Origin of the sequence: Bacillus sp. CCNWLW194, from assembly GCF_037120585.1 — a bacterium.
GTDB classification, from domain to species: domain Bacteria; phylum Bacillota; class Bacilli; order Bacillales; family Bacillaceae_G; genus Bacillus_A; species Bacillus_A basilensis.
The window spans coordinates 52,678-64,312 of record NZ_JBBBBL010000003.1; the positions used below are offsets into that span (position 1 = coordinate 52,678).

Annotated in this window: 14 protein-coding genes and 1 pseudogene; 4 read left to right on the top strand and 11 right to left on the bottom strand. The window is 36.9% G+C overall.

Annotated features, from left to right (window positions below; translation table 11 throughout):
* Positions 1–234: 234 nt before the first annotated feature.
* A complete protein-coding gene (locus tag V7S50_RS06725) occupies positions 235–519 on the bottom strand; it encodes a post-transcriptional regulator (RefSeq protein ID WP_000884549.1) in 285 nt (94 codons plus the stop codon).
* Between the two features lie 171 nt (positions 520–690).
* Here V7S50_RS06725 and spoVB point away from each other — a divergent pair, with 171 nt between their 5' ends.
* Entirely contained in the window at positions 691–2,250 is a 1,560-nt protein-coding gene (gene spoVB, locus V7S50_RS06730) for a stage V sporulation protein B (protein WP_242256428.1), read from the top strand.
* A gap of 29 nt (positions 2,251–2,279) precedes the next feature.
* Here spoVB and V7S50_RS06735 read toward each other — a convergent pair whose 3' ends face one another.
* The gene (locus V7S50_RS06735; RefSeq protein WP_242256426.1) at positions 2,280–2,927 is read right to left on the bottom strand and encodes a DUF421 domain-containing protein; all 648 of its coding nucleotides are present in this window, start codon (positions 2,925–2,927) and stop codon (positions 2,280–2,282) included.
* A 103-nt stretch (positions 2,928–3,030) separates the two neighbouring features.
* Between V7S50_RS06735 and V7S50_RS06740 the strand changes: the two genes are divergently transcribed.
* The gene (locus V7S50_RS06740; protein WP_242256424.1) at positions 3,031–3,414 is read left to right on the top strand and encodes a TIGR04086 family membrane protein; all 384 of its coding nucleotides are present in this window, start codon (positions 3,031–3,033) and stop codon (positions 3,412–3,414) included.
* A gap of 36 nt (positions 3,415–3,450) precedes the next feature.
* Here the strand turns inward: V7S50_RS06740 and yajC are convergent, their stop codons facing one another.
* From yajC to ruvA, 6 genes are read right to left on the bottom strand one after another with little or no spacing between them, the layout of a single operon-like run.
* Positions 3,451–3,711, bottom strand: a complete 261-nt coding sequence (yajC, locus tag V7S50_RS06745) for a preprotein translocase subunit YajC (protein WP_063222847.1) — start codon at positions 3,709–3,711, stop codon at positions 3,451–3,453.
* Between the two features lie 27 nt (positions 3,712–3,738).
* Positions 3,739–4,878, bottom strand: a complete 1,140-nt coding sequence (gene tgt / locus V7S50_RS06750; RefSeq protein WP_000125368.1) for a tRNA guanosine(34) transglycosylase Tgt — start codon at positions 4,876–4,878, stop codon at positions 3,739–3,741.
* Positions 4,879–4,890: 12 nt separating this feature from the next.
* Entirely contained in the window at positions 4,891–5,943 is a 1,053-nt protein-coding gene (gene queA, locus V7S50_RS06755; protein ID WP_062922781.1) for a tRNA preQ1(34) S-adenosylmethionine ribosyltransferase-isomerase QueA, read from the bottom strand.
* A 19-nt stretch (positions 5,944–5,962) separates the two neighbouring features.
* On the bottom strand, positions 5,963–6,163 hold the full coding sequence (locus tag V7S50_RS06760) for a DUF2905 domain-containing protein (RefSeq protein WP_000138162.1): 201 nt from the start codon (positions 6,161–6,163) through the stop codon (positions 5,963–5,965).
* Positions 6,160–7,161, bottom strand: coding sequence for a Holliday junction branch migration DNA helicase RuvB (gene ruvB, locus V7S50_RS06765; protein WP_242256422.1), 1,002 nt, complete (start codon positions 7,159–7,161; stop codon positions 6,160–6,162). Before ruvB ends, V7S50_RS06760 begins: the two co-directional genes overlap by 4 nt.
* A 5-nt stretch (positions 7,162–7,166) precedes the next feature.
* Positions 7,167–7,784, bottom strand: a complete 618-nt coding sequence (ruvA, locus tag V7S50_RS06770; RefSeq protein WP_242256420.1) for a Holliday junction DNA helicase RuvA — start codon at positions 7,782–7,784, stop codon at positions 7,167–7,169.
* A 188-nt stretch (positions 7,785–7,972) separates the two neighbouring features.
* On the opposite strand from ruvA, the gene V7S50_RS06775 reads away from it, so the two are divergent.
* The gene (locus tag V7S50_RS06775) at positions 7,973–8,917 is read left to right on the top strand and encodes an iron-hydroxamate ABC transporter substrate-binding protein (RefSeq protein WP_242256418.1); all 945 of its coding nucleotides are present in this window, start codon (positions 7,973–7,975) and stop codon (positions 8,915–8,917) included.
* A 12-nt stretch (positions 8,918–8,929) separates the two neighbouring features.
* Here V7S50_RS06775 and V7S50_RS06780 read toward each other — a convergent pair whose 3' ends face one another.
* Positions 8,930–9,460 (bottom strand): BofC C-terminal domain-containing protein, encoded by a 531-nt coding sequence (locus V7S50_RS06780; RefSeq protein ID WP_242256417.1) that lies wholly within the window; start codon positions 9,458–9,460, stop codon positions 8,930–8,932.
* Positions 9,461–9,892: 432 nt separating this feature from the next.
* Between V7S50_RS06780 and V7S50_RS06785 the strand changes: the two genes are divergently transcribed.
* Entirely contained in the window at positions 9,893–10,336 is a 444-nt protein-coding gene (locus tag V7S50_RS06785) for a branched-chain amino acid ABC transporter substrate-binding protein (RefSeq protein WP_242256468.1), read from the top strand.
* A 33-nt stretch (positions 10,337–10,369) separates the two neighbouring features.
* Here the strand turns inward: V7S50_RS06785 and V7S50_RS06790 are convergent, their stop codons facing one another.
* A complete protein-coding gene (locus tag V7S50_RS06790; RefSeq protein WP_242256414.1) occupies positions 10,370–11,014 on the bottom strand; it encodes a YhcN/YlaJ family sporulation lipoprotein in 645 nt (214 codons plus the stop codon).
* 179 nt (positions 11,015–11,193) lie between these two features.
* Positions 11,194–11,635: pseudogene (locus tag V7S50_RS06795) on the bottom strand (hypothetical protein); the annotation flags it as partial.

Genomic DNA, 11,635 nt, shown 5'->3' on the forward strand with positions numbered 1-11,635 from the left:
TCTCTTACGATTCACTTTTACACGTGTGCATACGTCTAGTTAGTAGACTTCCTTTCTATAATTTTGCTAGTTCATCACTAGCTGTGTCGGTAAGTTTTTCACCATACCTACACTTTCATTATTTATTTTCTCTCTTCACTACCCCCTTTATATATAATCTTAGACATAATTATTTCCTCATTATCAATACCTATCATTATACTGCAAAAGGAAGAACAAACCAATTGCAGTCGGTTATTTATTTTCATATTCATCAAATGACCAAAGTGGCGCTTGGTACGCTTCAACAGTTAAATATGTCATATACTCATTAGCACTTACTCTTAATACATCATTTACTAATTCATACAATCTAACATCACTGTCTATCTTTTTCCACTTTTTCACTTTGAGAAACTTCCAAATGTCATCATCTGTCACTCGGTCGTAACCGAACATGTGGAACTCTTCTACTTTACTTTCTAAAACGACTTGTAACTGTCCGCGGTATGATTCTACCAAAGCCTCTTTATCTAACATACATAACATCTCCTTCTTATTTCGCACGAAAAGTCGCTTTTAATCCCGCTCTAATGGACAGCAATAACTACTTTCAAGAGCACTCTCTTAAATGCTTGTCATTCTTGTCTCGTACGTGCATATAAATTATTGTAAATCATTCCACTGATTTTGAGAAGGTAGGAGAAGACCATGACGAGACAAAGCTTTTTAAAAGGCGCATTTATTTTAATGATAGCCGGCTTTATTACCAAAATCCTTGGATTTATTAACCGGATTGTAATGGCACGTATTTTAGGAGAAGAAGGCGTTGGCCTTTATATGATGGCCGTTCCTACATTCATTCTAGCAATTACATTAACACAAATCGGCCTTCCTGTCGCAATCGCAAAATTTGTAGCAGAAGCGGAAGCTGTGAACGATAAACAAAGAGTTAAAAAAATATTAACAGTATCATTAGCTGTTACATCCGTTATTAGTATCATTTTAACAATTGGGATTATGCTCCTCACACCTATTTTAGCAAAAACATTATTAACCGATGAGAGAACGTACTATCCATTAATGGCTATTTTACCTGTCGTTCCTGTTATAGCTGTGTCTTCTGTTTTACGCGGTTACTTTCAGGGGAAACAAAATATGAAACCTAGCGCTTACGCCCAAGTCATAGAACAAGTTGTCCGCATTACGATTATTGCTATATGCATTCAATTATTTTTACCTTACGGCGTAGAATATGCAGCAGCCGGCGCTATGTTATCAGCTGTTCTAGGTGAAGTTGCATCATTATTATTTTTACTTACTTTATTCCAGCGTGAAAAACATTTATCTATACGCTCTGGATTTTTCACTACTGTAAAGGAAAGCAAAGGGACATTTTATTCTCTTATGGATATCGCTCTTCCAACTACAGGAAGTCGTTTAATCGGCTCCGTTTCATACTTTTTTGAACCTATTGTCGTTATGCAAAGCTTAGCGATTGCTGGCGTCGCTGCCTCTGTCGCAACCCAGCAATACGGTATATTAAATGGTTATGCCTTCCCGCTCTTATCACTGCCAGCCTTTATTACATATGCTCTTTCTACAGCACTCGTTCCATCTATTAGTGAAGCGATGGCTAAAAGGCAACATAAATTAGTGGAACACCGCTTACAACAAGCACTTCGAATTTCATTAATTACCGGTGGATGGTCTGTCGTTATATTATACGTATTCGCTTCACCTATTTTAACTCTTATGTATGGATCGGATAGTGCAACAGCATTCATCCAGCTTCTTGCACCTTGCTTTTTATTTCATTATTTTCAAAGTCCGCTTACCTCTGTTTTACAAGCTTTAAATTTAGCACGTGCTGCCATGATGAATACGTTTATTGGTGCCATCGTGAAATTAATCGTTATTTTTGTACTAGCTTCACGGCCAGAGTTTCAAATGATGGGGGTTGCCCTTGCAATTGCAGCAAATATAGTAACAGTAACATTTCTTCATTACGCTACTGTTTTAAAGAAAATTACATTTACCATTTACGCAAAAGACTATATTTTTGGCGGACTTGCCATCGGTATCGCAGGCTCATGCGGTTTTTACCTTCATAAGTATATAATTTTCTCTCATTCACTTGGCATACAAACATTATGGGAAATCACTTTAACAACACTCGTTTATATTGTGCTCCTTTTCATTTTCAAGCTCATTCGAAAAGAAGAGTTAAGTCGTCTACCTATCATTCGAAAACTTTCATTTTTGAAGTAAACAGGCTTACTATTTCATATAGTAAGCCTCTAGTTTTCTTTCAAATCAACAAAAAATTGTCCATTTTGAAAGCTACAGTATAAAATTTGTGTTACATCGTTATATCCTAAGTTTTTTAATTTTCCAACGAGCCACTCATCTGTATGTTCAATCATTTGCAAATGACTAGATTGAATTTCTCCATCAATAACAAGAGGAAGAGTAAACTGCAATGCATCCTCTTGGCCTTTTCGTTTTTGAAAGACAGATAACTTCCCAGAAGGTTCTAAAATAGCGTATTTTACATCCCGGATGTCTCCAACTCCCTGTTCCCTTAGTTGCATCATTAAATCATCTATATTATATCGCTGATTTTTCATCTTTTTTCCGTCAATTTTTCCCGCATTAATAATGATCGCTGGTTCCCCTTCTATTAAATGCCGAAAGCGTTGAAACTTTAAAGAAATGACAGACAAAATGATCTGTATACACATAAGGAAAATCATCGGAACTAATTGATGCCAAAGTGATTTATCGGTATTTTCAATTGCCACTACAGCCATTTCGCCAAGCATAATGAATACGACTAAATCTAATACACTTAATTCTCCTATTTCACGTTTACCCATAAGACGAAAAATAATTAATATGATGATATACAAAAGCATCGTCCGGCCAATTACCGATACCCATTCCATTTCTGCATCTCCTTTTTTACCTATAGATTCCCCTATAAAAAAGAAACTAGTCTAACTTAGGCAAAAGGAAAATATGCTTGTATTAAAAAGGGGGAATGTATAAATGGATGGAACAAAAAAATTATCAACTGCGATTGGCTTCGGTATCGTTATCCTATTAATTCTTGCAACAATTACTAGCATGGTTATGGCTCTTTTATTGAAATTTACAGATATGAACGAAGGGACATTAGCCGTTACTATTTTTATACTAGCTCTTTTATCTATGCTCATATCTGGATTTACTGCCGGCAAGAAAGCCCAAGGAAAAGGTTGGCTAGTAGGATTCACAACAGGACTTACATTCACTATACTTGTTTTTCTAGTTAACTATTTAGGCTTCTCTCAAACTTTATCGAACTCACAGTTACTTTACCAATTAGCATTAATGGGTGCGAGTACACTCGGTGGTATTTTCGGTGTAAATATGTCAAAACAAAACAACTAAAAAAGGCCCTGCACATTTCATGCAGGGCCTTCCTCATTAGTTTTTCACAACTTCACGAATCGCATTGCGATCGAAAGTTAAATGTGAACCACCAGATTTAACAACAATTTTCGTTTCATCTACTGATTCGATTGTACCGTGTAAACCACCGATTGTTACGATAGCATCACCTTTTGATAACTCACTTTGCATTTGAGCAACTGCTTTTTGACGCTTTTGTTGCGGGCGAATTAATAAGAAATAGAAAATCGCAAACATCGCAACGATCATAACGATATTCATCATACCTGGATTCATCTTTTGTTCCTCCTTTTAAATTATGTATTAGAAGTTTTTAGCATTCGGTTTATTAAAGCCATACTGTTCAAAGAACTCTTCGCGGAAATCGCCAAGACGGTCTTCACGAATAGCTTGTCTCACCTGCTCCATTAAGTTTAACAGAAAATGAAGGTTGTGATAAGACGTTAAACGAATTCCGAACGTTTCATCACATTTCATTAAATGACGAATATACGCGCGAGAGTAATTTTTACATGTGTAGCAATCACAATTTGGATCAAGCGGACCGAAGTCTCTTGCGAATTTCGCATTTTTCACAACAAGGCGACCTTCACTTGTCATACATGTACCATTTCGAGCGATACGAGTTGGAAGTACACAGTCAAACATATCAACACCGCGAATTGCACCATCAATTAATGAGTCAGGAGAACCTACGCCCATTAAGTAACGTGGTTTATCGTCTGGAAGAAGTGGTGTTGTAAACTCAAGGACACGATTCATAATATCCTTTGGTTCACCAACAGATAGACCACCTATAGCATAGCCAGGGAAGTCCATTGAAACAAGATCTTTTGCACTTTGACGACGAAGTTCTTCAAACTCTCCGCCCTGTACAATACCGAATAAACCTTGATCTTGTGGACGTTCATGCGCTTTTAAGCAACGCTCTGCCCAGCGGCTTGTACGTTCTACAGATTTCTTCATATATTCAAAAGTAGCTGGGAATGGTGGACACTCATCAAATGCCATCATAATATCTGAACCTAATGCATTTTGAATTTCCATCGCTTTTTCTGGTGATAAGAATAATTTATCTCCATTCAAGTGATTACGGAAATGAACACCTTCTTCTTCAATACGGCGGAAGTCACTTAAGCTAAATACTTGGAAACCACCAGAGTCTGTTAGAATGGCACGATCCCAGTTCATAAATTTATGCAAACCACCTGCTTCGCGTACAATTTCATGACCTGGACGTAACCATAAATGATACGTATTACTTAAAATAATGCCAGAATCCATTGCTTTTAATTCTTCTGGTGACATTGTCTTAACTGTTGCAAGTGTACCAACTGGCATAAATGTCGGCGTATCAAATGAACCGTGCGGCGTATGTACACGTCCTAAACGGGCACCCGTTTGTTTACAAGTTTTAATAAATTCATAACGAATTGCTGTCATAATTTACTCCTTTTATTTGTTTCCCATTTTAGCGTGAGATGCAACGAACATTGCATCACCGAAGCTAAAGAAACGATATTTTTCTTTTACTGCTTCATTATAAGCATGAAGTACATTATCTCTATTTGCAAATGCACTTACAAGCATGATTAATGTTGATTTCGGTAAATGGAAGTTTGTAATTAAACCATCAATTGCTTTAAATTCATAACCTGGATACATAAAGATGTCTGTCCAGCCAGAAGCAGCACAAAGCTTGCCGTCATGATCTGTCGCAATTGTTTCTAACGTACGAGTTGATGTCGTACCTACCGTAATAATACGCCCACCATTCTCTTTCACACGGTTTAATAATACCGCTGTCTCTTCAGACATATGGTAATATTCTGCGTGCATATGGTGTTCTTCAATCGTATCAGCAGAAACTGGTCTAAATGTTCCAAGCCCTACGTGAAGTGTAATAAATGCTAACTCAACGCCTTTTTGTTTTAACTTCTCCAGTAACTCTTCTGTAAAGTGAAGTCCTGCTGTCGGCGCTGCTGCTGAACCGATTTCTTTCGCATATACCGTTTGATAGCGATCGCGATCTTCTAGCGTCTCTTTAATATATGGAGGAAGTGGCATTTCTCCAAGTTCATCTAAAATTTCATAGAAGATGCCGTCATATGAAAATTCAAGCTGACGTCCACCTTGATCTGCAGTTCCTGTGCAAGTTGCTTTTAATTTCCCTTCGCCAAAAGAGATAACAGTTCCTTCTTTCACACGTTTCGCTGGCTTAACAAGCGTTTCCCACTTATCACCTTCCTCTTGCTTTAGAAGAAGTACTTCAATGTGTGCGCCTGTATCTTCTTTCACACCGTGCAAACGAGCTGGCATTACTTTCGTTTCATTTAAAACTAAGCAATCCCCCTCATGTAAGTAAGAAAGAATGTCTGTAAAATGTTTATGCTCAATATCCCCTGTTTCACGGTCTAACACCATTAATCTTGATGTTTCACGCTCTTCTAATGGGACTTGTGCAATAAGTTCTTCTGGTAAATGAAAATCAAACAGATTAATATCCATAACTATATCCACCTATTTCTTATTTGAATCGATTTATTATATACATAATAAAAGATAATACAATACTTAAAACAATACATGTAATGATAGGAAAATAAAAGGTAACGTTTCCTTTTTTCACAAAAATATCGCCTGGAAGTCTTCCAATGAACTTCCAAGCTAATCCAACAACAATAAGTAAGATACCTGCTGTAATAAGCAATTTTGGCATCTCCGTCATACTTTTGGCATCTCCATTCCGAAATGCTCATATGCAAGTGGCGTTACAATTCGGCCCCTTGGCGTTCGTTGTAAAAAGCCAATTTGTAATAAATATGGCTCATACACATCTTCAATCGTATGAGATTCTTCTCCAATCGTTGCCGAAACCGTTTCTAGTCCAACTGGGCCACCACGGAATTTCTCAATAATACCAAGCAACAATTTATGATCAATATGATCTAGACCTAATTTATCTACTTGCAGTAGTTCTAACGCCATCTGTGTAATTTCCATCGTAACCGTTCCGTTACCACGAACTTGTGCAAAATCTCGTACACGTCGTAATAAACGATTCGCAATACGAGGTGTACCACGAGCACGTCTTGCAATTTCTAGTGCGGCTAACGAATCAATTTCAACTTCGAATACTTCTGCTGTACGTTCAACAATTGCAGAAAGCTGATCTACTGTGTAATACTCTAATCTTGAAAGCACACCGAAACGGTCACGAAGCGGCGCTGATAATGCACCTGCACGCGTCGTTGCTCCAACTAATGTAAATGGCGGTAAATCTAATCGTACAGACCGTGCTGACGGTCCTTTTCCAATTACAATATCAAGACAAAAATCTTCCATCGCAGGATATAGTACTTCTTCAATTGATCTATGCAAACGATGAATTTCATCAATAAATAATACATCCCCTGGCTGAAGTGCTGTTAATACAGCTGCTAAATCTCCCGGCCTTTCAATTGCTGGACCTGAAGTAGTTCTAACATTTACGCCCATTTCATTTGCAATAATATTCGCAAGCGTCGTTTTACCAAGACCCGGTGGTCCATATAAAAGCACGTGATCTAACGTTTCCCCACGCATTTTCGCCGCTTCAATAAACACCTCTAAATTATGTTTCGCTTTATCTTGGCCAATATACTGACGGAGCGTCTGTGGCCGTAATGAATATTCTAAATCTGCATCTTCATATGCAGATTCCCCTGAAAGGAGACGTTCGTCCATTATACTCACCTCTTACCATTTAGTAAAAGACTAAGTGCCTTTTTAATATACTGATCCGTCGTTAATGATTCTTTTAATAGCTCTGGTACAACGCGAGAAACTTCTCGTTCCGCATATCCAAGTGCGCGCAGAGCTTCCAGCGCCTCATCAAGCTCAGCCGATGAACCTTTTTTCTCATCAAAACGTTCTGCGCCTGAGAATAAATCAACAAATGCATCTGGCACGACATCAGCTAGTTTTCCTTTTAAATCTAAAATCATTTGGCGCGCTGTTTTCTTTCCGACGCCCGGGAATTTCACTAAAAACTTCTCATCCTCATGTTCAATCGCTTGAACGACCTGTCCTGTTTGACCAGAAGCTAAAATTGCAAGAGCGCCTTTTGGCCCAATACCAGACACACCTAACAACTTTGTAAATAATAAACGCTCTTCACGTGTTTTAAAACCGTAAAGTGCCATAATATCTTCTCTCACATAATGATATGTATAGACACGGATTTCTTGCTTACTTCTTTGAAATACATACGGATTCGGTGTAAAAATTTGATAACCAATTCCATTATGGTCAATTACTACATATTCCGGTCCTACATGCTCCACGTAACCTGTAACATATTCAAACAAAATACGATCTCTCCCTCTTAAATCATGTATTCCATTTTAACATATTTAATGATAGAAAAGCGAGACTGCCCCAACAAATGTTCTCTATTTGAAACTTCTGTTATTTTCCATTGACAGAAAGTGTAAAGCACCTTAATATACAGAGGTCGATAATGATTATCAATACTAATTAAAGGGGTTACATCAGGATGAAACGTAAACTATTTATTTTATTTACTATTATGCTAGTTGTTCTTTCTATCGTTGGCTGTTCTTCTCAAAAAGAAGAATCAAAAGCAAAAGAACAACCGAAAACAAAAGTTGTAAAACATGCTAAAGGGGAATCTACAATTCCAGTAAATCCAAAGAGAATTGTTGACTTATCTGGATCAACAGAAGAATTATTACTTCTTGGACATAAACCTGTTGGTACAGCAAATACATATAAAGATAAAATCCAAAAGCATTTAACAGAAAAACTAGATGGAGTAAAAGCAGTAGGTTGGTACTGGGCACCTAAAGTTGATTTAGAAGCTGTTACTGCTTTAAAACCAGACTTAATTATTTTAAATAATCGTCAATTGAAGATTTATGATCAATTAGAAAAGGTTGCACCTACAGTAGTTCTAGAAACAAACTTAGAAGATTGGCGTGGTAAGTTTAAAGAAGTAGGTAAACTATTTGACGAAGAAAAGAAAACAGACAAATGGATTGCAGACTACGATAAAAAAGCAGATTCTTTATCTAAAAAGATTAAAGAGAAAACAAAAGATGAGAACTTTATGTTCGTCGCAGTTACACCACAAAACTTCCGTGTATACGGTAGCTTCGGGTACGGCGACATCATCTTTAACGACTTAAAACTTCCAGCAACAAAAGGTACAGATTTAAAACAAACGATGGCGCAAGTATCGCTAGAAGGTCTTGTTGCATTCCAACCTGATCAAATGTTTATTGTAAACTTTGGCGGCGAAGCTGATAAGGTTTACGAAGACTACAAAAATAGTGCCGTTTGGAAAGACAATAAAGCAGTAAAAAACAATCATGTATATGAAGTATCAAATGAAATCTTCAATACGAAAGCTTTCAATCCTATCGGAAAAGATATGCTAATTGATGAAATCGCAAAAGAAATTTTAGCTAAAAATAAATAAGAAAAAAGCAGCTCACCATGAGCTGCTTTTTTTCTTATTTTGCACTGCGTATTGCTTCATTTTTTCAATCGTCTTCACAAAACCTTCTTTTGATTTAATGCGAATACCACGCTTCAATTTCGCACGCTCATAACTCTCAAGCTTTTTCATATCAATTTGAAAGAAGGAATGAATCGCATTATCACTTTTCGGTACACCTTTAAAAATTTGTAATATCCCTTCCTCTGACACGCCAAAATAACCGCTAGTCTTTAATAACGGAGAAATATCATCAACTTTCTTTTGTAATACGATTTGTACATCATCACGATCAACGAGCTGCCATTCTTTATACTGCTGTAAAAACTTTTCTAAATCCGCCACTTTTTCTGTAAAGATTTCTTCACTTACTTCTCCATCAACATACATACGCTCTAATAAAATTGTAACTTGAGGGTCTTTCTCTGTCACTTTCGGTACTGGCCCTTCCGCCCTCGCACTCGTCTCATAAGCTAAGCAAAATATCATAACGAAAGCTTGTACTGCAATCAGTATCCATTTCATTTCCGTTCACCTCTTTTAGGCAAGATCAAACTTTCATTAGTAGTTTTTCCGGAAATGGGGGTTTTATCCATATAAATGACCGTATTACATTTCTCTCAAAAATAAAAAAATGCAGATAAAGTTTTATCCTTATCTGCATTAGCATTTGTTTTATACAAAATGAAAGACGCCTGCAAAGCAGGCGTCTTGATGCGTTTACGGCGAGAGACCAGGCGACCACATTCGCGTGTTTAGCACTTAAGCATATCTCTCGTCTTACGTAAATTAGCTCATCGCTTTGCTAATATAACATTAATAAAGTATAAGTGCAACATGTTTATAAAAATATTTTATTTCCTCTTTCATCCAAATGAATTATATGTAAATTATAAATTGATAAATGTAATATATATGTTACGATTAATACGACAGCGAAATCATCATAAACAGGAGATGGATATTGTGAAAAAAATAAAGGATGAACGTCTCATTCTGCAAACATTGAAAAATATACGTATTGTCTTTCTTTTTCAATACATTGGCGTAGTTGGAATTTTAGGCTATATTGGATTCACTGAAGGAATGGATCAAATTACGAAATCTCCATTGTGGCTATTATTTATGCTTACGAGTATTTTACTTGCTTATTTACAGTTAAGTGTTTCAATCGATGTAGAAGAAGGCGAAAAGGAAATAAAGTTAACTCCTTATTACAAACTTGTTTTACGCTCTCTTATTGTAGGAATCGTTATGGCTATTATTTATATCATTTTCAGTCCAGAAAGACCTCTATTTGAAGCTATTTTAACAGGTAGTATTCTCTTCATATGCTTTTTAGTTTCTTATTCCATTAGTTATTTTATTAAAAAGCGTCGTTTACAAGACGACGATGAATAAAGAGGAAGGGCTCACCCTTCCTCTTTTGTTTTGCTATCGCATTGTACCAGTTAAACCGTAACGGATGTCTCGGAACATATTCACTATGTCACGATTAAAATCGTTTGTAACTGTACCGTTACGTAAGCGTGTACTCATTGCATCGACACGAGTAAACATATCATTTCTTACAGAAACATATACATTTCTGTTTCCAACTTCATTTGCAACTGCTTGACGAATTTCGTTTGCAAGTGCCGTTTCATTCGATACTGGATTACGCGGTTTTACCGCAATCGCCACATCGTTTCCATATACAACTGTAGACACACGGTCTACGTTATTCATACGTTTCACACGATTTGTAATTTTTTCTGCAGTTTTACCATCATTGTTCATGTATGAATTGTTCATTGTAATATTACGAGTTGGATGCGGATTAGCAATTTGACCGTTGTAATTTACATCACGGTAATAATTGTATCCTGTATCGTTACGACCATTTCTATATGTTACATAATCTGTATAACGATCGTTACGCGTTACATTATCACGATACTGATGTGTATCATTATAAGATGTACGCTCGTAATTGTAGTTACGTCCATCCATTGCATTATTATCTTTTGGTGTACCACATGCAGCTAATGCACTGGTAACTAACAAAGAAGCAGCAATCACTTTTACTTTCGTATTCAATACAAAAACCCCCTCTGTTAGAATGAGCTTCTCTTCTGAAAAGCTCCCTCTTATGATGAGTAACAGAGAAGGTTTTTACACTGTTAATATTTCACTGGGGATTTTCTAACATTCGTTGTAAATCTTCCGTTTCCAGAACGAATTTACATACAAAAAAGGTGGGAATAATCCCACCTTTTTTAGACTTCTTCATCCTCTTCTTCTGAAACTGGCTCCCCAAATACATTTGGCGGATCTGGTTGATAGTACATCGTTCCTGGCTGCGGTGCATATGCGGATTGGGTTGGTTGATAATATAAAGGATTCGCGTATTGTGGTCCTCCAGGTTGCGGACTATATAACCTACTCTCTCCTCCGCATCCACAATCTTCCTCTCCTTGCACGAGCGGCGGCATATTATTATCTATCGGCATCATATTTGGATTTGGCATAGACGTATATTGCGGTCCAAACGGTGCTCCTTGCTGATATGGCATTTGATATGGATTTTGTGGTTGATAATAGGGATTTGACGGCATCATAGGCTGTTGGTATGGCATTTGATATGGCATCATATTCGGTGGTTGATTGTTATCCATGATCGGCATCATATTTGGCATTTGATTGTTATCCATGATTGGC